18 protein-coding genes are annotated in these 20,465 nt (G+C 50.4%); 10 read left to right on the forward strand and 8 right to left on the reverse strand.

Annotation, left to right across the window (positions count from 1 at the left end; all coding sequences use genetic code 11):
• Position 1: 1 nt before the first annotated feature.
• Complete coding sequence (locus JNUCC32_RS13815) at positions 2 to 1,387, reverse strand: MATE family efflux transporter (RefSeq protein ID WP_096773339.1); 1,386 nt, start codon at positions 1,385 to 1,387, stop codon at positions 2 to 4.
• Between the two features lie 528 nt (positions 1,388 to 1,915).
• Here JNUCC32_RS13815 and JNUCC32_RS13820 point away from each other — a divergent pair.
• Positions 1,916 to 2,536, forward strand: a complete 621-nt coding sequence (locus JNUCC32_RS13820) for a DUF1796 family putative cysteine peptidase (protein WP_192572428.1) — start codon at positions 1,916 to 1,918, stop codon at positions 2,534 to 2,536.
• Between the two features lie 183 nt (positions 2,537 to 2,719).
• Positions 2,720 to 3,535, forward strand: coding sequence for a hypothetical protein (locus tag JNUCC32_RS13825; protein WP_192572429.1), 816 nt, complete (start codon positions 2,720 to 2,722; stop codon positions 3,533 to 3,535).
• Between the two features lie 119 nt (positions 3,536 to 3,654).
• Here the strand turns inward: JNUCC32_RS13825 and JNUCC32_RS13830 are convergent, their stop codons facing one another.
• Together JNUCC32_RS13830 and JNUCC32_RS13835 are read right to left on the reverse strand one after the other, a co-directional pair.
• Positions 3,655 to 4,245, reverse strand: coding sequence for a hypothetical protein (locus tag JNUCC32_RS13830; protein WP_192572430.1), 591 nt, complete (start codon positions 4,243 to 4,245; stop codon positions 3,655 to 3,657).
• 172 nt (positions 4,246 to 4,417) lie between these two features.
• Complete coding sequence (locus JNUCC32_RS13835) at positions 4,418 to 5,254, reverse strand: AraC family transcriptional regulator (protein WP_192572431.1); 837 nt, start codon at positions 5,252 to 5,254, stop codon at positions 4,418 to 4,420.
• Positions 5,255 to 5,376: 122 nt separating this feature from the next.
• Here JNUCC32_RS13835 and JNUCC32_RS13840 point away from each other — a divergent pair, with 122 nt between their 5' ends.
• The gene (locus JNUCC32_RS13840) at positions 5,377 to 6,372 is read left to right on the forward strand and encodes a Gfo/Idh/MocA family protein (RefSeq protein ID WP_192572432.1); all 996 of its coding nucleotides are present in this window, start codon (positions 5,377 to 5,379) and stop codon (positions 6,370 to 6,372) included.
• A gap of 23 nt (positions 6,373 to 6,395) precedes the next feature.
• Positions 6,396 to 7,337 (forward strand): aldo/keto reductase, encoded by a 942-nt coding sequence (locus JNUCC32_RS13845; protein WP_015734618.1) that lies wholly within the window; start codon positions 6,396 to 6,398, stop codon positions 7,335 to 7,337.
• A 154-nt stretch (positions 7,338 to 7,491) separates the two neighbouring features.
• Here JNUCC32_RS13845 and JNUCC32_RS13850 read toward each other — a convergent pair whose 3' ends face one another.
• From JNUCC32_RS13850 to JNUCC32_RS13865, 4 genes are all read right to left on the reverse strand, one after another.
• Entirely contained in the window at positions 7,492 to 8,034 is a 543-nt protein-coding gene (locus JNUCC32_RS13850; RefSeq protein WP_228468959.1) for a DUF6022 family protein, read from the reverse strand.
• A gap of 129 nt (positions 8,035 to 8,163) precedes the next feature.
• The gene (locus JNUCC32_RS13855) at positions 8,164 to 8,748 is read right to left on the reverse strand and encodes a TetR/AcrR family transcriptional regulator (protein WP_192572433.1); all 585 of its coding nucleotides are present in this window, start codon (positions 8,746 to 8,748) and stop codon (positions 8,164 to 8,166) included.
• Between the two features lie 277 nt (positions 8,749 to 9,025).
• Entirely contained in the window at positions 9,026 to 9,481 is a 456-nt protein-coding gene (locus tag JNUCC32_RS13860; RefSeq protein WP_192572434.1) for a VOC family protein, read from the reverse strand.
• A 123-nt stretch (positions 9,482 to 9,604) separates the two neighbouring features.
• Entirely contained in the window at positions 9,605 to 9,925 is a 321-nt protein-coding gene (locus JNUCC32_RS13865) for a hypothetical protein (RefSeq protein WP_015734614.1), read from the reverse strand.
• 132 nt (positions 9,926 to 10,057) lie between these two features.
• Between JNUCC32_RS13865 and JNUCC32_RS13870 the strand changes: the two genes are divergently transcribed.
• On the forward strand, positions 10,058 to 10,339 hold the full coding sequence (locus tag JNUCC32_RS13870; protein ID WP_192572435.1) for a GNAT family N-acetyltransferase: 282 nt from the start codon (positions 10,058 to 10,060) through the stop codon (positions 10,337 to 10,339).
• A gap of 215 nt (positions 10,340 to 10,554) precedes the next feature.
• A complete protein-coding gene (locus JNUCC32_RS13875; protein ID WP_192572436.1) occupies positions 10,555 to 13,569 on the forward strand; it encodes a PAS domain S-box protein in 3,015 nt (1,004 codons plus the stop codon).
• Positions 13,570 to 13,682: 113 nt separating this feature from the next.
• Here the strand turns inward: JNUCC32_RS13875 and pepF are convergent, their stop codons facing one another.
• A complete protein-coding gene (gene pepF, locus JNUCC32_RS13880) occupies positions 13,683 to 15,482 on the reverse strand; it encodes an oligoendopeptidase F (protein WP_192572437.1) in 1,800 nt (599 codons plus the stop codon).
• A gap of 553 nt (positions 15,483 to 16,035) precedes the next feature.
• Here pepF and JNUCC32_RS13885 point away from each other — a divergent pair.
• From JNUCC32_RS13885 to JNUCC32_RS13900, 4 genes are all read left to right on the forward strand, one after another.
• Complete coding sequence (locus JNUCC32_RS13885) at positions 16,036 to 17,997, forward strand: endonuclease MutS2 (protein WP_192572438.1); 1,962 nt, start codon at positions 16,036 to 16,038, stop codon at positions 17,995 to 17,997.
• A gap of 88 nt (positions 17,998 to 18,085) precedes the next feature.
• Positions 18,086 to 18,604 (forward strand): GNAT family N-acetyltransferase, encoded by a 519-nt coding sequence (locus JNUCC32_RS13890; protein ID WP_192572439.1) that lies wholly within the window; start codon positions 18,086 to 18,088, stop codon positions 18,602 to 18,604.
• Positions 18,605 to 18,727: 123 nt separating this feature from the next.
• Positions 18,728 to 19,591, forward strand: a complete 864-nt coding sequence (locus tag JNUCC32_RS13895; protein WP_015734608.1) for a class I SAM-dependent methyltransferase — start codon at positions 18,728 to 18,730, stop codon at positions 19,589 to 19,591.
• 4 nt (positions 19,592 to 19,595) lie between these two features.
• Positions 19,596 to 20,315, forward strand: coding sequence for an RluA family pseudouridine synthase (locus tag JNUCC32_RS13900; RefSeq protein ID WP_096773326.1), 720 nt, complete (start codon positions 19,596 to 19,598; stop codon positions 20,313 to 20,315).
• Positions 20,316 to 20,465 lie beyond the last annotated feature (150 nt).

Raw genomic sequence — 20,465 nt, forward strand, 5'->3', positions numbered from 1 at the left:
GCTAAATCAGTTTATGCGCATACCATTTCTTGCCGCGGAAGCGCCATAGGAAGATCGCTCCTCGCACGCCCCATTCGCAGTTCATGGCCAGCCATACGCCAAGAATGCTCCAGCCCAGAACGATCCCCATAATATAACCGAGAATCACCCGGAACAGCCACATGGTCAGCATCGAAGTGATCGACGTAAAACGCGAGTCGCCTGCCGCACGCAGCGCCGATGGCAGAATAAAGCTTATCGACCATAGCGGAACCTGTACAAGCGTATTAATCAACAGCACCACGAACAGATCGTTCACGATTTCCGGAGGCGGGTTGAACAACCCGACCAGCGGGCGGTAGAGCGGCATCAAAATCAAACCCATCAAGGCCAGCGAGATAGCGCCAAGCCACAAAAAAGATTTGATGAACTTCCGGGCATCCGCTATATTACCGCGGCCGATGCATTGACCGACGACGGTCACAATCGTTAAAGACAACGCGCTGGCTGGAATCTGAAAGACGGCCGCAAGCGAAGATCCGATTGCGTTCGTTGCTATGGCGTACGTTCCCAGGCTGACGATAAACACTTGGGTTAACAGCTTTCCTCCGTTAAAGAACATCTGCTCGGCTGCGAACGGAAGCCCGATAAACATAATTTTGCGCAGCATCGATATCGGAAAATGAAACAGGTCCCTTAGGCGGATATGCAGCGTTGCGTCTACTTTAAACAGATAATAAAGCGCGCAGGCGGCCCCGGCAAAACGGGCGATGTTGATGGCCAGAGTCATGCCCATAACGCCCATATTCAGCAGCGTGATGAACACGATGTTCAGCAGAACGTAGAGCAGGTTCATGATCAGCGACAACGCCAGTGATGCGCGGGTCTTGCCGATACCCCTCAGCGCGCCGCAGACCGCCTGCACAATCGCAATCCCGAGAAAGGAAGTGCTGCTTCCGATCAGATAAATCCGCGCACTCTCCAGCACTTCGGGCGACGCTGAGCCGAACAGCAGATTCAGCACCGGCTGGTGAAGGCCGATGATCAGCAGCGCGATCGCTAAAGCGATCATCGCCACCGAAGTTACCGTGGCGGCGGATGCCCGGGATACCATCATCGCGTTGCCGCTTCCCTTGTACTGCGCAACAACGACGGTGCCCCCGGTTGCAACCGCCACAAACACATTAATCAAGAAGATATTCAAGGAATCCACCATGTTCACGGCGCTGACCGCCGATACGCCGGACGAGCTGATCATGGCCGTGTTGACCAGGTTCAAACCGATAATAAACGCCTGGTCAATCAAAATCGGGAAAAATAAAGCGAAGATCTGCCGGTAGTCCATCGACTCTCCGGATAAATGATTGCTGAGCAAACCGTTCATTCGGGTTCGTAATCGAACCAACATCTGTCATCACATTCTTTTCGTTGTAATATAAAAGAAAAAACTCTTCATGCGAAGAGCTTCAGGCTTACGGTATTTAAAAATGGCTGCCGTAACCGTCGCTTGGGAGAGCTCACTCCCTCGCCAAGGGGACCGATACGGATGAATTCATTTGATCCCGGATAAACCCCGTCTTTGATTGGAGGATATCACCAGACCCGGTTTCTGTCAACGAATGCAAGGCACAGAAAATGACCGTAAACCGCTGATATATGGAGCTTCATGGAAGCTTGCAGGTGATAACCCTTTATATGATGGTTTGAACCCGGGGACTCTTTGATGCAATTGACATCTTTCGCGGAAAATATGAATATATGAAAAAAAACGAGGCGCATCCATCTTTCGCTTCGTTTTTTGGGTGCGGTGTTCAGCTCCTCGGCTTACATCAATGCTGATTTGGCGGTCCCCAAGCCTTCCCTTGGTCACTACTCCATACCAACTCTATCAAGCTGCATATGATATCAAATGATAGATTGGAGGAGGTCTGGTAGCATGACAACCCAAATAGAGTTCGATGCCGTTTTCAGCCTGGGGCACAACTGTCAGGTTGCCGCTCAGCTTAGAAGAAACAACCTGCGTCGCATGGCAGGTCCATGGGACTGGTTTAACTTCGCTTCAACCCGAGAATTTTGCAAAGTCATCCATCATCGATTCAGCGAATTCATGCTCCGGGAAAACCTGGATATCTACGGTAAATCCGTCAACTGTTATTATGTACGCGACAAACGATCCTCTTGTTTATCCTTCCACGACTTCCGGAACGACCCGAAGGAGCAGCCGCTATATGACTACCCTGCTTTCCGCGAACGGCTGGATCGAAGAATCGAGCGTTTTAACCGCTGCTTGAATTCGGATCGGAAGACGCTTCTCGTACGCATCATCCCGCATATAAAGGATGCCGAAACGATAGACCAGGTTATTCGCGAAACATACGCCAACCCGAACGTAACCCTGTTATTTGTCCTGCTTGGCAACCGTGAACAAATCGTAAATCTTCCCTCGTTCTCGGATCGCGTGCTTATCATACAAATCCCGAAGGGGGCGACCTGGGAAGGGAATTCGGATGCGTGGAAGAGCCTTCTTGGTGGGTTTTCGCTCACGAAAGGGGAATAAACGTTTGACAAAACCAGTTTTTTCCCGTATATTTACAAAAAAAAGCATATCAGTAACCCTTACGAAGGAAGCACCCGTAAGTCTGGCGTTTATTACGCCTTTCTAACGGGTGCTTTTTGTCGTTGGCGGAGGTTCCCCAGCTTGATCTTCTGGGCTGGAATGATAATAAGAGAAGGAGCGATTATGATGTTTAGAAGATTATGGTTTTCTATCCTTGCGATGGTACTGCTGCTCACCCTTACCCCCATTTCTTTCGCGAATGCTGCAGCCATTGAGTTCACCGATTCGGTTCAAGCTCAATTGAATGCCACGGCAGACCGGGCCGGCGGAACCGTTCGTTTGAAACTGAAGAAGCAGTACGACGATTTTAAATCGGAACGGAAACAGGTCATGGATTGGGACGATCGAATTTCTTCCCTTCGTTATGCCAATGAAGCCAAAGCTTCGGAAACTCGCAAACGAGTCAGCGAAATCGACAAGGACAAAATCCGCAGGCTGGAGGATCAGCTCCAAACAGCCAAATCCAAATACCAGCCGCTGTTTGATACCTATTCCGCGCTCAATAAACAAATCGCCGCAGCCAAAAAACTGAAGGACAAATCGCTATCCAAAATGCTGCAGTCGCAGGCCGGCGGCATGAAGCTCCTGGTTGCCTTGGGACGTGAGGATATACGAAACAAGCAGGCTGCGCTTACGGCGGCCAAAAAAGAGAGAACTTCCAAAGCGGCTAAAGTCCGTTCCATCCTGTCCGAAATCGATCCGTACAAAAGCAAGATCAAAGGCGATAAAAGCGCTATTACTACGCCAAATAAACTAATGACAACCGAGTGGAAAAATTTCAAAGCCGCCGTAAAGGCCAATGAATCCGCCAGAACCAGCGATGCCCTGTCCAGGCTGCTGACGCTCTCAGGGCAGATCCTGGCCAAAAAGAAAAGCATCCATACTTACGAACAAAAAATCGAGTCCGTCATCGCGCGCGCTAATGCACAATTAAGGTAACGTTTTACCGAGTCCATCCTAGCATATAGAGACATTTCGGCAATGCGATGATATAAGAACCCCCTTCCACCATGGGTAGAAGGGGGCGATGTTTAACATAAAGATTCGCATTTTATAATTCATCGAGCAACCGTTTGGAGAGGGTATTGGCATCCGGCCAATCTGGATTGATCGAGCAGCGGATAATCATATAACATCCCTTCATAGATAACCTCAAACGCCGGATGCTGAAAGAAATCATTCGGCGTTACTGCCGAGGAAGGCCGATCCCATAAATGGATTTTGCTTTGCTTCATCGCTTCGGCGACGAATTGCGAACAGAAATAGGATCGTTCCCTCGTAATATCGAGTCTCATCAGCACGCCGAACATGCCGATGAGATTATAGCCATAGGCTTCCTCTTCATCCTGGTAATGCCGGATCACGCGTCTTGCCGCCTCATATTGCTGAGGGGTGACTTCGAGACGAAGCAGAGCGCATCGCGTGCCGGGGAAGTGGCGAAAAGTTCCTTCATACACATCCTCCTCCACGAATCCTCCGACCCAAGGATTGTTGGCGCACTTTCGTCCGAAGCTGAACACTTCATTCAAGTTCTCGTCGAGCGCCAGCGAGGCATGATTATAAGGCGCAGCAGTGATTCGTTTGATCAATTTCGTAAACATCGTTCCCGTATCAGTCAGTAGAACATATATATTTTTGTTATCGGACATTTGGCTTTCCCCCACATACATTGATGAACTATTCATAGAATCCGGATTTCGTCAAATCCTTCGTTAATTTCATTGTAGTTGAGGCAAGCCGTTTCCATAACCGACTATAGGTGTGATTAGGACCTGGACCTAAGTCGAGTTCTTACCTGACCTGACGACGTAATCCATATAACTATACCCCATACAAGCGACGATAGGAAGATGGCGTCATGCCTTCGTGCTCCATAAATCGCTTGTTAAAGTAACTGACGCTCGGGTAACCCGCTTCCACTGCAATTTGTCCGATCGTTTTATCTTTATGATCGAGCAGCCATTGCTTAGCTATCTGAAGACGGCAGCGCGTCACAAAATCCATCGGCGTCATCTCCATGACGTTGCGGAATAATTTACAAAAATAGTACGTGGATACGCCTAACCTAGCCGCCCACTCTTCCAAAATAAACGGCTGTGCAGCTTCCTGCTGCATGATGGGCAGCAGCTCGTGAATTCGGTTCGCCGAATTGTTGGATTTATTATCCGATAAGGAGGACGCCTGTTCGACGAATACGGCTAACAAGGAATACGTCAAGGTGGACAATTGCGCAGGCTTCAGCATGCGATGGGTTTCCGCCTCATTCAAGAGTGCTTCATGAGCTTCCTCAAAGGCCGCCGGCTGCCGAATGCTCCAAAGCTGGCTTTTATGAAATCCGCGCTCGATGAAATAATTCTGCAGGCCGCTGCCATAAAAATGGAACCAGCGGACATCCCAAGGGTCGTCCTCGCTGCTGTAATAATGCTGAGCTTGCATGGGAAAATACAGCACGGCTTCCCCTGGGCCGAGCGTATGAACGACATTGTCGATTTCAACATGCCCTTTTCCGGAAGCAACATAGTGAATATTGAAATTGTTTAAAGAACCGGCTGCCCGCGTCACCGTGTGATCCGGCTCATCCCGGTAGATCCCTACCGATTCCGGCAGACAGAAGAACGGCATTTGCGGAAGGGTCAGCAGATGGCTTTGTCGTTTCATCTCCATCCTCCTATAATGACAATATTGTTGTATAACACTACAAAATAATATTATATCAATTTTATTTCTTGTCTTTTATAATCGCAATATAATCTTAATAAGTTGTATAGGAGCTGATGAACATGACTCAAAAACTTCGTTGGGGGATACTTGGATGCGCCAGCATTGCCAAACGTTCGGTCATACCCGGTCTGCAGCAATCCCGTTTCAATGAAGTCGTTGCCATCGCCAGCCGCGACCAGGCAAAAGCAGAGCAAACCGCCGAGGAACTGAAGATTCCGACTGCATACGGCAGTTATGAGTCCTTGCTTGAGGATTCTTCCATAGATGCTGTCTATATCCCGCTACCTAACCATCTACATAAAGAATGGAGCATCCGTGCAGCGGAAGCCGGCAAACATATCCTGTGCGAAAAACCGCTGGCGCTGACGGAAGCAGAAGCGGCCGAAATGGCTGACGCGGCCGCGGCCGCAGGCGTGATTCTAGCCGAAGCCTTTATGTACCGTTATCATCCGCGATACGACGTGCTGAAGGAAATGATCGACTCCGGTGCCATTGGGGAAATTCGGGGCATTCGCAGCGCGTTTACTTTTAACAGCTCGGCCAATCATGGAAATGTCCGGTTTCGCAAAGATTGGGGCGGCGGTTCGATTTATGATGTCGGCTGTTATCCGATCAATGCCGCGCGCATCCTGCTGGATAAAGAACCGGAAGCGGTTACCGTTCAAGCCTTCTTCTCGCCTGAGCATGATCATGTCGACATGATGGCCTCCGGCTTGATCGAATTTGAAGGCAACGTTGCCCTGACCTTTGATTGCGGCATGTGGGCGGCTTATCGGAATCCCCTTGAAATTGTTGGCACGGATGGCCTGATTGAAGTCCCATACGCCTACAGCCTGCCTGAGAACGGAGCAAACTTCTTCTTAACGACCGGCGATGGACGCAAAGAAATCGAGGTTCCTCATGCAAACGCATACAGCGAACAAGGTGACCGGATAGCGGAAGCCATTATGTACGACAAGCCTCTCCGCTACACGACGGAGGATGCGGTTCGCAACATGAAAGTCATCGATGCCTGCCTGCAATCTGCCCACGAACGTACGAGAATCGTGCTGTAAATTCACTCAAGGAGGAGATGAACATGAAATATATATCAATCAAGGGATTAAACAAACCCGTCTCTGCGCTCATGAAAGGAACGGACTATTTCTATCATGATTCGTACGAGAAAGCTGCCGCCAATATGGATGCTTACCTTGCGATCGGCGGCAATTCCGTTGATACCGCACATATATACTGCGGCGGTCAGAGCGAAGAAGTCATCGGCAGATACATGCAGGAAAGGGGGAACCGGGATCAGCTCGTCATTCTGACAAAGGGTGCCCACCATGACCAAAACGGCCCTCGCGTCAGCAAAAAAGACATCAAAAACGACATCACGACAAGCTTCGAAAGACTACAGACGGATTTCATCGATCTGTACGCATTGCACCGTGACGACCCTGAGGTTCCGGCGGGGGAAGTCATCGAGGCTCTGAACGAATATATTGCGGACGGCAGTGTAGGCGCCATCGGGGTATCCAATTGGACCTGGGAACGCATTCGGGATGCCAATGCCTATGCTGACGCAAACGGCTTGGTCGGCTTTTCCTTCAGCAGCCCGAACCTCAGCCTGGCCAAGCCGAACGAACCCTTCTGGAAAGGCTGCGTCTCAGCCGATGCGGAGACGATGGCCTGGCATGAAGCTGAACAGTTTCCGCTGCTCTCCTGGTCTTCCCAAGCGCGAGGATTCTTCACTGGGCGATTCACTCCGGAGATTCGGGACAACGCGGATCTTGTACGGGTATTTTACAGCGATGCGAACTGGGAGCGGTTAGAGCGCGCCAAACAGCTTGCTGCTTCGAAGAATGTGACTGCCATACAGATCGCGCTCGCTTACGTACTGAACCAGCCCTTCCCTACTTGCGCGCTAATCGGCGCACAATCGGCCGAGGAATTGAAATCCTGCGACGAGGGTTCGAACATCCGCCTGACTAAGGAAGAATTAGACTGGTTAGACCTGACGATTGATCAACGATCTTAATTCCTTTTACGAGAAATACGCCTTGAACCAGGATAACATCATCCGGCTCAAGGCGTCTTCTATTTTTAAATGACGTGTGTCTTCAAGTAACTCAGCTCAGGCATGGAGGCCCAATCTGAAATCAGGTAGATGAACCCGTGGTTCCCGGGCCCCCCTACTCCTGCAAACCCCGCAGATATTGTTCATATTCTGCCGTAAATTCGAGCGCCTCGCTAAAGTCCGCCGACTTCAGTGAAAGGACCGCAACGACGTCTTCCTTGCCTGTCTCATGCAAGGCTAGAATACGCGGCTGCCTTGGGACCCGAAACTGGGTATGGTCGTGGTATACGATCGTGACGATGGTACCTAGCGGCTCTTCCTCCGGCGACAAAACGGTGCTCCACATCCAGCGCTGCTGGTCGGTTCCTTCCTCGCTTCCCCATTCCCTTGAAATGTCGAAGTCGCCCGGGAATTTCGGTGCGGGACGTATTCCCATTTCCTTGAGCTGCCTGTGTACCGGCAAGAATAACAGGTTTAAATACGTCCCGTACGCCATATCCCCACCCTCGTTGTATGCCCTTCGCAGTTTTTCCCGGTTATCGGTAAGCACCTTTTCCCAGTTCTGTTCAATATGTTCGGAAATATAGCTTCCGATGGCTTCGATCGGTTTGTCCTGCTGTGCTTCCAAAAATGCTTGCAGCGGTTTCAATGGATTCATATTAACCCCTTTCCATTTCATGGATTTTTTTGGATGTACCTCTCCAGCTTACAACATTCATGCAAATTGTAAGATTTGCTGGATATATGGCCCATATTAGGGGTGAACCTTATCATGTGCTTTAAACCTTTAAAGCCTGAATCCCTGCAGCATGCCGGCAATCACATGCATGGTTTCCTCGATGCCCTTATCCGTTTCCGGCATTTGTGCCACCAACAACGAGCATTCGTTTAAGGCTCCGGACAGGGCATGCGTCAAGGCATCAACCGGAGCGGCCTTCATCATTCCCTGATGCTGCATCAAGGCCAACTGTTCCCTCAGGTGGCTCATCGAATTCTGCTCGTCCATCTCGCGCCATGACTCCCAGCCTGCGACACTCGGGCCGTCAATAAGCATAATGCGCTTATTCTGCGGTTCGACCACGGTCGCAATAAAGGCCCGACATCCAAACAGCAGCTGATCCCAAGGATCCACGTAACGGTCGGCTTCCGCCTCCACGCGCTGCCCAATTTCCGTCTGCACTAATTCGAGTACGGCGAGAAACAGCCCTTGTTTATTCTTAAAATGATGATACAGCGCGCCGCGGGTAACATGAGCTTCGTCGGCAATCTCTTCTAAAGCCGCATGGGCATAGCCTTTTTCCGCAAAATGTGCCCTGGCCACCTTTAGCAGCAGCTGTATGGTTTCGTTCGCTTCGCTTTTGGTTCTTCTCATGATTGCGTTATTCTCTCCTATGCATCATTCGGATGCTGTTCTCAAGGACGACGGAAGCCCCAGCATTTACTGGTCTTACACCCTTCGCCATGGAGCTTAGCGAATGCTGACGGATCCATGGACGGTATTATCAGATGATTCCGGATGTAAAAGTCAGCGGCTTGCGGCTTTTAATAAATGCCCCCGAGGAAGCTCCGGTACATGCGGCTTACCTCAATCTGACAGAAAATCCGCAAGCTTTCTTACCGAAGTAATCCTTCTGCGCGAAAGGATGTACTCATTCGCCGGTGCCGTCATCCTTCGTGGACCACACCTCTTCATTATACTGCTCCATAAAGGCTTGGGAAGGTGGAATGATCTTAATCATATCGATCAGCACCCCATTCGGGTCACTGATAATAAAATGCCGCTGGCCGAACTCCTCATCACGAATGTCCAGATGAAGCGGCAGCTTTTCATGGATGACCAGCCTTTCGTACTCGGCATCCACATCCTCCACCTCAAAATTGAGTATCAGCCCCTGTACACGCTGCTGATAAGCAGAGGGAACCGTCGGGTGATCTTTGGACAGGATCGCCAGCTCGTAAGCGACGGGTCCCTCGATTCCCTTCTTCAAGCTTACATACCAATCCGCTTCAAAAACAACCTCAAAACCAAACAACCGTGTGTAAAAGTCTGCGCTTTCGGCAATCTGTTCTGTCATGATGACGGGATAAAATCCTTGAAGTTTCATATGGAAAACATCTCCTTGTATATGGAATGATCCCAATTTAACATACATACAGCATGTATGTAAATAATATTTTTTGAAATTTTTCATAAAAAAAGAACCTGCGGACCGCAGGTTCTTCGTTGGCTACCACAACAAGCTGACTGCCAATAGATTGAACAATGCTAAAGGCAATACGACATTAGGATTGGGGCCGTACGGCACAAATGGAGGGTATCCCGGGTAGAAACCTCTGTTGCCTTGTTCTACAAGAATGTACACATTCTTTGCATCGACATTTATGACGATACCTTCAACGGCTTCATCATCCATCGTATGCACCCTTACCTTGCGATTCACCACGTTTTTCATGGCCGAATGGGCGCTTTCTCTATGTTTCTTCATGGAATGTACCAACTGGTGATCGCATTGAAACAGCATTTGCGGTTGAGTTGAATATTGGTTCATGTTGCTCCTCCTTCATTCTCTTCTACCCGCATTGTATGCAATTGCCCTCTCAAGGGTGTTCGCCTATCCGCAATCCGTTTAATGCACCGCCGATACGGGTATAGTACAACCAGATGAAGGAGGTTAGACATCATGGACAAACGAAATATACAAACGGGGCCAAGCAGCTTTTACATTGAGGACAACGGCAAAAAAGTAGCCGAAATTTCCTACTCCCCACAAGGAAACGGAGTGATCAGCATCGATCATACCTATATTTCTCCAGGGCTACGGGGTCAAGGCATTGCCGATGAGCTCGTACGAAAAGTGATCGGATACGCAAGGGAAGAAAACTTGAAAATCATCCCCGCTTGCTCCTATGCCGGGCATTATTTTGATAAAAACCTCGACGATCGCGTACTTCTGCACAAATAAATATGCTATTAAACAACCTTGGCAAACATGTAATCAAAAATGAAGCATCTGTTAGTTTGAACTTGGCCAGCCATAAGAATGCTCCCCTTATCGGTTGGCTTTCGCGCGCCCGGATTTTCAGTCAGTATTTAACTTTGGTATTTTCTATTGCGATAGAGCGATCCTATCCTCTATGATCAAATGGTATAGCTTAGCTTAGGGAGGCAATTATTAACATGATGCAAACAGCGGAGAATTGGGTCTGGGAACAGATGTTTGACAAATTGCCTTTTGGGGCGATCCTGATTTCTGCGGTTGACGAGCCTGTTGCGATGGTGAACGACCGATTCTGCGAAATAACGGAATCCAAGCGTTCTGACCTGCTTCAGCTCAAACCTTCCGAAATCCAAGTTCTATCCAACCTATCTTTTCAACAAATATTGCAATCATTGATATATGGCCCAACGTCCACTCTCTCAAGAGAATCTTATTTTATTCGCCAGGACGGGCGCCAAGTGTATGTCGCCGTGAGTATCTCCCTGCTGGAGCCCCCCTCACAAGACAGGACACCGTGGATCATGTGCTGCCTGGAACCCGGGACCGTGCAGGAGGGGACGACTTTGCCGCCGATCATCAAGAATGACGAGCTGCTGGCACTGATTTCAAAAAGCGGACAAGACCTCATATCCATCAGCAGCGCCGACGGCATTATCGAATACATCTCACCTTCTGCCACTGACATACTGGGATACACCCAAGAGGAAATGTTGGGCCAACACCGCGGTAAATACTACCATCAAGTCGATTCCGAGCAAATGAAGGAACCAGGCAAACTATTTTCGGAGAAAGATAGCTTCGTTCGACGCATTCGCCATAAGGAAGGACATTATTTATGGTTTGAAACGTCGTTTCAGCTCATTCGGGGTGCTCAAGGTGAAATTGACAAGGTACTGGCCATAGGACGAAACATAACCAAACGTAAAACGGATGAGGATACGCTGGCCCATGCGCAGCGGATTGCCAAGATCGGTTCCTGGCGCTGGGACTTGATCACGCATACGCTTACCTACAGCGATGAAATGAGGCGAATTTACGGGTATCAGATCAATGCCATCGAGCCGAATCATGACACGCTGATGTCCCTGGTCATTCCGGAGGATCGCGAACGGCTGGAACAGGTTGTGCGCACGGCCGTACAGGGTAAAGCAGACGAAATCATATACCGGATCCGGCTTAAAGACGGACAAATACGAACCATCAGAGCCCAGTGGGAGGTCACCGTTACGAACGAAGGAAGACCTATGGAGATGGTCGGCATGGCACAGGATATTACCGAACAGGTGATGATCGAGCAGCAGTCGCTGGAGAATGAGAATAAGTACAAGCTCATCACCGAAAATTCGCTCGATTTCATATCGCGAAGCACCATTGACTGCTTTACGTTTCTTTACTGCTCCCCTTCCTGCTACGCCCTGCTCGGGTATCGCCCCGAAGAGATGGTCGGCACCAGTACTTTTGACTACGTATACGCTGAGGATATTGCGCCGCTACAGGACTATTTAGAGAATTGCCTGGAAGGCAAAATGCTCACACCGATCACCTTCCGCTATATACATAAGGATGGCAGGCACATCTGGTTTGAGGTCAATTGCAAATATATCAGCACGCAGGGTGGTCAGAAGAATGAAATTATTTCGATTGCCCGCGACATTTCCGAACGAAAATTAATGGAATTTAAGCTGAAGGAAAGTGAGCAGCGCTACCGTTCCCTGTTCGAGTACAATCCATCGGCCGTATACTCCATGAATTTGGACGGTGATTATATAACGGCCAACCAGAATCTCCAGGAATTGACGGGATATACGCTAGACGAGCTTATCGGAATGTATTTCGGGCCGATTGTAGCAGAAAAAGACAAGGCTCGCACGCTGTTTCATTTTAATCAAGCGAAGGAAGGCATACCCCAAAGCTATGATCTGACCATCATTCATAAGGATGGACGTCCCATCGAAATCAATACCATCAACATTCCGATTTTCGTGGATGACGAAGTCGTCGGCGTTTATGGCATTACCCGGGACATCACCGAACGCATTCGGACGATGGAAGAGATCAAGAAGCTCAGCCGGGAGCTCACCCTGTTGCTGAATACGGTATCGGAGGGCATCATCGGTCTGGACATTCACGGACAAGTCGCTTTCATCAATCCGGCCGGGGCAGCCATGCTTGATTACGAGCCTGCAACGACCATTGGAAGACCGTGCGACCAGATCATCAAGGAAATTCGCCATGACGGTACTTTCTATCGCGGGGAAGATTCTCCTCTCGTTCAGGCAGTCAAACAAGGCGTACCGCTGTCCAGAGCCGAAATCGTACTCTGGCGAGGAGACGGTACCAGCTTTTTGGCCGATTATCAGGTTAATCCGATTTGGGATCAAGGAGAGCGCAAAGGCGCCGTCATGGTATTCCGCGATATTACGGACGAGAAAGAGATCATCCGCGCCAAGGAGAACGCCGAACGGGCGGATCAAGCAAAGACGGAATTTCTCACCATGATGAGCCACGAGCTCCGGACGCCGATGAACGGCATTATCGGGATGATCGAGCTGTTAAGCACGACAGAGCTAGACGAAGACCAACAGAATTACATCCATATTCTCATGGAGAGCAGCGGCTCGCTGCTGCACATCCTGAACGAGATCCTCGATTTCAGTAAAATCGAGACCGGCAATATGACCCTTAATCATGAACCGATTGATTTGCGCTCCTTGCTCGAAGTCGTCGTTGATTTATTCTCGGCGAAAGCCAAGGAAAAAGGGTTGTCCTTATCGTTCAACATCAACAGCGCCAATGTCCCCGACGTGATTATCGGCGATGCCCTGCGGCTGCGGCAGGTGCTTGTGAATCTCATCAGCAATGCCATCAAGTTCACGCATGAAGGCAGCATAACGTTGAACGTGGAAGGACTTCGCAGGACGGGCACCCAAGAGTTCACGCTTGCTTTTCAAGTAAAGGATACGGGAATCGGCATAGCGCCCGAGCTCCAGCATCAGCTGTTCACTTCCTTCTCGCAGCTGCATCCATCTTTGAACCGTAAATATGGCGGTACCGGATTAGGGCTTGCGATCAGTAAAAAGCTGGTTGAGCTGATGGGCGGCGTCATTGGCGTCGAGAGCCGCGAGAATGTCGGTTCTTCCTTCTATTTTACGATTCCGACCCATACGCTGCAGGATGTTCACACGAACCCGTAACATTCGGTCACTTTTCGTTCTCAATCTAACTGCGTCAAAAAAAGGTGATCCACGGCTTCTTATGCTGTGGACCACCTTTTTTCTCGTTTTCGCACCGAGTGATCGGTTTCGTTCTATTGGTAGAGGGATTCCAGTTCGTCTACCAGTTTGCCTACATAAGCCACCGCTTTGGAAATTGGCTCCGACGTGGACATATCGACGCCCGCCATGGCCATCAATTCCAGCGGGCTCTTGCTGCCGCCGGCCTTGAGCACTTGAAGCCATCGGTCCACGGCCGGTTGGCCCTCCTCGCGGATCAGCTGCGCCGCAGCTGTTGAAGCGGTCAAGCCTGCCGCATAGGTGTAAGGGTATAGTCCCATATAGTAATGCGGTTGCCGCATCCAGGTAAGCTTCGCGCCTTCGTCCAGTTCCACGGTGTCTCCCCAAAAATCGGAAAGCACTGCGCCCTTAAGCTCGGACAGCTTGTCTGCCGTAATCGGTTCATCGGCCATCGCATGGCGGTATACCCTTCTCTGCATTTCCGCTTCCAGAAGGTGCGTCACGTAATTGTGGTAATAGGTGCTCAGCAGTTGGAGAATGATCCAGCGCCGCATCCGCTTATCCTCGGATTGACTCAGCAAGTGATCCGCCAAGAGAAGCTCGTTCATCGTTGACGGCGCTTCGATAAAATACATGGACGGACGGGCATTGGTGATGCGCTGATAGCGTGCAGCGAGCATCAAATGGCCCGCATGCCCTACCTCGTGTGCTAACGTGAAGGCATTGCGCATATTGTCCGCCCATGCCATCAGGATATAGGAATGCACTCCGTAAACCGATGAACAGAACGCTCCTGTAGATTTGCCGATATTATCGGCATAGTCCACCCAGCGGTTGGAGAACGCGGATTCAACGATCTCGCCGTATTCGGGACCAAGAATCGACAAGGCGCTGGAGATGGTGGCACAAGCTTCTTCATAGGTTACGCTTGGATTGAAATCCGGATCCATCGGCGCTTTCAAATCGCAGAACAGCATCTGATCCAGACCAAGCTCGCGTTTCTTCAGCTTCATCAGCCTGCGCATATGCGGAGCAAGCTCTTTCAGAATCGTATCGTGGATATGAGTGTACATATCCATTGTCACTTGCTGGGGCTTGAGCAGCATATCCGTAACGGAGTCATACCCGCGAAGCCGGGACAGCACCACCTGCTTCTTCACTTCCGTGGCGTACGCCTCGGCAAAAGTGTGACGCGCCCCCTGCAGCGACTTCGTAAAAGACGCATAGGCTTCGCGCCGAAGCTCCGTATCCTCGGACATTTCGTAGGAATTCTCGTACAGACGGAACGAGACCGGCTTGGTTTCATCATTCACTTGAATGTCATCAAAGGTCATATCCGACAGCTTGCTGCGCAAATAGATGCGGTAAGGAGAACCGAGCACCTCGCCCAGCGATGCAAGCACGCTCTCCGTCTCAGGACTCAAGCGGTGAGGCTTGGACTCCAGCAGCAGCGTCAAGCTTCGGGCATAAGGCGCCAGCCCTTCTTCCTTCGTTATGTAATGCTCGATGGTTCCGTCCTGGAGGTCCAGCAGCTCCGATTCAATAAAAGTTAAGGAGGACTGGATGCGGGACAACACATCGCCCGTTTTGGCCGAATTCGCCAGGTTGGACGGGTTGGTTCCGTCTTCCGACTGACGCAGTCTGGCATATGCCCCGACTCGGCCGATGCTCTCCATCAACGCTTCCTGTTCATTTAGGCATTCGAGAAGTACAGATGCACCATCGCCTAGCCTGCCCTTAAACCGCGTCAATTGAGCAGCTTGCGATTCAAGCGCTTTGAGACCCGCTTCAAATTCTTCTTGCGAGACAAACAAATCATCCAGATTCCAGGTAGCCTCGATTGGAACCTCACTTCGTGTCAGCAATTTCCCCATGGATACAGCTCCTCTCCTGTCTTAAGCGATCACTGGCTGCTGCACGGCTTAAGGATTAGCAGCAGCGTCACCCTTCCATCTTATCACAGTTTTTTACGGGAAACGCCTCCTCATTTAAGCCTTGACTTCCGACCGTGTTTATGGATATAGTTAATCCATACTCTTATCTAAAGGAGAGATTTTGATGTCGGTGGTCGTTCTTAACTAACCCAATTTCATATGGATCGAAATGTAAAATTCTGGGCATTTCCTTTTTGGGGATATGTTTTTTTTTGATGGATTCTCATTTCGTCCGTTGAATTAGTTAAGAACTGCGGATATCAATTGAAGCCCCTTTAGGGTTTATTTCGATATGATATGGTCATCCGTGCTGAGTTCAGCACGGATTTTTTGGGTCTCCCCTCTTTACTCAGCGGGGTTATTTGGAGATGTCCCACGCCATATCCATCGGAATAACGGTCTTTGGGCGGAAAGCGAACCTGAGTAGTTCGCTTTCCGCCTTTTTTGCGTTGTATTACCTTCCATCATTTTAGTCTAAAGGAGAATGTAACCCATGAAGCCATTGGCATTAAACAAATTGGAGTATGAGAAAATACGCACCGAACTCGAACGCTTTGCCGTATCCTATCTGGGCATTTCGCACATTCAGAAGATGGCCCCCCTCACCCAGATGAAGGCCATCCGTAATAAGCTCAATGAAACGGAGGAAGCCAAAACCCTGCTGCAAAGCGGGGCTAGCGTGCCTATTCCCTCACTGGAGGGCGTTGAGTTGATCCTGGATTTGCTCGGCACCGGATATGTCCTGTCCGAGCGCGATTTCGGCCATTTGGTCCAGTATCTCAGAAGCTGCCGTCAGCTCATTCAATATATGGCCGCCAAGAGCAGCATTGCTCCGACGATCAGTTCCTACGCCTCTTCCATGCATGAACTGCGCCCGCTCCTGTCCGAAATCGAACGCAGCATTCATGCCGGCCGCGTTGTGGATGGCGCCAGCAAAGACCTGGCGAAAATCCGCAAGAAAATCATCGTAACCGAGGAACGGATCAAGCGTAAGCTCGACAGCCTGATGAGCCGTTACAAAGGGATCATGCAAGAGCATGTCGTCAGCAAACGCGGAGGACGTTACGTGCTGCCCATCAAGAAGGAACACCGAAAAGCCGTGAGTGGCTCGATTCTGGATGAATCGGCCAGCGGGCAGACGGTATTCATCGAACCAGCCGATATGCAGGGGCTTCAGATGGAACTGAACCACCTGCAAGCCGATGAGGTCCGGGAAGAAACCAAAGTGCTGAGCGATTTGACGGCACTCGTCGAGCAGTATCAATACGAACTGAGAACCAACGCCGATACCGTCGGAATCTACGACTACATCATAGCCAGGGGCAAATACGCGATTTCCATCGGAGGGCGCAATGTGGATCTGAACCAGGAGGGATTCATCCATCTCAAATCCGCGGTTCACCCTTTAATCGGCTCCTCCATGGTACCGCTGGACTTCACCATCGGGAAACGATATAAAACCTTAATCATAACGGGTCCAAATACCGGCGGCAAAACTTCAGCGCTGAAGACGGTTGGGCTGATCACCATTATGGTTCAGTCCGGTTTGCTGGTTCCCGTAGCGGAGGGCAGCCATTGCGCCGTCTTTGACGAGGTGTCCGTCGACATCGGGGACGGGCAGAGTTTGGAGCATGCCCTGAGCACATTCTCGGCCCATATCCGCAACATCCGCGACATTTTGCAGACGGCCGGCAGGTCCACGCTGGTATTGCTCGATGAAATGGCTTCCGGAACGGACCCGGGTGAAGGCGTCGGGTTGTCCATCGCCATTCTGGAAGAGCTGTTTCAACGTCAAGCAACGGTCGTGGTCACTACCCATTTTACCGAAATTAAAAATTTTGCCGATCGCACGGCAGGCTTTGAGAATGCCCGCATGGAATTTGATGCCGACACCCTCGAGCCGCTTTACCGCCTGCGGATTGGTGAAGCCGGTCACAGTTATGCTTTTGTCATCGCTGCTAAGCTGGGGATTCCGGAAGCGATCATAGCCAGATCGCGGGAAATCACGGAGGCGGGGACGACAAGAGGTATTGCGGCCTACAGTCACGAGGATAGCTCGGACACCGAAGAACGGGCCGGAGAACCAACCCCGGGTGAATACGATTCCTTCCCTATCGAGGGTCCGGATCAACCCGTAGACGACAAGAATAAAGAAGACGAAGCCCCCGCCTCTTCCCTTTATCAGCTAGGAGATCGGGTCTATGTGCCATATTTGAAACGAAGCGGCACCGTTTATGAAACCATGGACGCTAGAGGTCATATCGGTGTCATGATTCAACAGGAGCGTTTGAAAATCAACCATAAACGGTTGAAGCCCTATATTGCGGCAAAGGATCTCTACCCGGAGGATTATGATCTGGATATCGTCTTTGAAAGCAAAGAGAACCGGAAGAAGCGCAATTTGATGAAGCGCAAGCATGTTGAAGGATTGCAAATTGAAACGAAGCCGGAGTAACGATGCCTGGATCGATAAGTCGGGCGAATGCACGAACACGAATAACGAAATAAAGAAACATGAACCATATATTGAAGGAGAGATAACGATGAACATACGTACCGAAACCAAGAATGATTATGAGCAGGTCAACGAGCTGCTCATCCAGGCTTTTTCCGGTCAGGAAGAAGCGATCCTGGTACAACGATTGCGGGAAGACGGAGCTTTTGAAAGGGAATTGTCCATGGTTGCCGAAGAGGACGGGATCATCAAGGGGCATATTATGTTTAGCCGGGGGAGCCTTCTTGACGGCGATCATACCCATCGGGTAGCTGCGCTAGGGCCGCTGGCTGTGCTTCCGAAGTATCAACGGCAGGGGATCGGCGGGCAACTGATTGAAGAGGGGAAACGGCGGTGTCTCTCGCATGGCTATCCGCTTGTGTTTCTGTTCGGCCATCCTTCGTATTATCCGCGTTACGGTTTTGTCCAGGCCCGAAACCATGGAATCGATGTATCCCAATTCGCCGTTTCCGATGAGGCGTTCATGGTCGCCGAGCTTCAGCAAGGCGCACTTCATGACCTTCATGGCGAATTCCGTTTTCATTCCGCATTCGAAAATTTGGGGTAAGCCGAACTTCATAGACCGTGTCATCCGAGTGGTAGGGTTGAGGCAAGCAATCCTTGGTGGCATTCAGCTTTCAATATGTTGTACAATAAAGTCTAAATGACTATTTGAAGGATGGTTTTCAACATGTATGTAGCTCAAGGTTGGCAAGATTACGAGGTCATCGACACCGGTGGCGGTGAGAAGCTGGAGCGCTGGGGCGATGTCATTCTAAGGCGTCCGGATCCGCAGATCATTTGGCCGATTGAACGTGAAGACGGACAATGGCGCAATGTACACGGACATTATCACCGCAGCTCGTCCGGCGGCGGGCAATGGGACATGAAAAAGCAGCTGCCGGATCGATGGACCATCTCGTACGACCAATTGAAATTTCATATCCGACCGACCAATTTTAAACATACCGGCTTGTTCCCGGAGCAGGCTGCGAACTGGCGCTGGATGATGGACAAAATCGCTTCCGCCGGTCGTCCGATCAGCGTGCTGAACCTGTTCGCCTATACGGGCGGAGCTACCGTCGCTGCGGCCTCTGCCGGTGCTCAGGTCGTCCACGTGGATGCTGCGAAGGGGATGGTTCAATGGGCCAAGGAAAACGCGGCATTGTCCGGCCTGGCTGACCGCCCTATACGTTATATTACGGATGACGTGTTTAAATTCGTGCAGCGGGAACAGCGTCGAGGAAACAAATACGATGCGATCATTATGGATCCTCCCTCTTATGGGCGCGGACCAAGCGGAGAAACGTGGAAGCTGGAACAGAGCCTGTATCCATTCCTCGAAAGCTGCATGAGCATCGTATCGGATAACCCGCTGTTCATGCTGATTAACTCCTACACGACCGGCATCTCCCCGACCGTTCTGAACAACATGCTCACCATGACCATGAAGCCGAAGTACGGCGGATTGATCAGCGCAGGCGAAATCGGATTGCCGATTACCCGCTCCGGCATGAACCTGCCATGCGGCATCCTGGGCAGATGGGAGTCCTGATTCGATGAGCAGACGGGGACCAGCAACGTATCCGGCCGTGCCGATTCTTTTCGAGGATAATCATGTGTTGGGCGTAACCAAGCCGGTCAACATCCCCTCGCAGGAGGACGCTACCGGTGATCCCGACATGCTGACCATACTGAAACAGGACATCAAGGAGCGTTATAACAAGCCGGGGAACGTTTTTTTGGGATTGGTGCACCGCCTTGACCGTCCCGTGGGCGGAGCGATGGTATTCGCTAAGACGTCCAAAGCCGCCTCCCGATTATCGGAGGCCGTCCGGAGCCGCAGCTTCCGTAAGCAGTATGTAGCGGTCGTTCACGGTGTTCCAGCGAAAACTTCAGGCCGGCTCGTGAACATGCTGTACAAGGATGCGAAAACCAACACCGTCCATGTTACCTCCAAAGGGACGGACGGAGCCAAGGAAGCCATTCTGGATTATACGGTGCTACAAGCAGCGGAAGGAGTAAGTCTTGTCCTGATCGAGCTGCACACGGGCAGACCGCACCAAATACGTGTTCAGCTCAGCCATGCGGGTCATCCGCTGTTCGGCGATCAGAAGTATGGAAGCAAGGTGAACAAGGCCGGCCAACAGATTGCCTTATGGTCCGTGTTGGTCGGGTTCCCTCACCCTGTTACCAAAGAGGACATCTCCATTCGTTCCTTGCCGCCTTCCGTTTATCCCTGGAGTATCTTCAATATGGACCAGCTGGGATCGACATGACGAACCTATCAATGTATGTTAAAAAAACGAAATCCATCATTGGATTTCGTTTTTTTTGTATGTCTACGCCTAATGCTTTGTATATGTAATTAATTACATGTAATGTAATATTTTATCCCTCTATCATAATATATTATCCCTTTACTTTTA

The sequence above is a fragment of the Paenibacillus sp. JNUCC32 genome, from assembly GCF_014863545.1.
GTDB classification, from domain to species: Bacteria; Bacillota; Bacilli; order Paenibacillales; family Paenibacillaceae; genus Paenibacillus_AQ; species Paenibacillus_AQ lautus_A.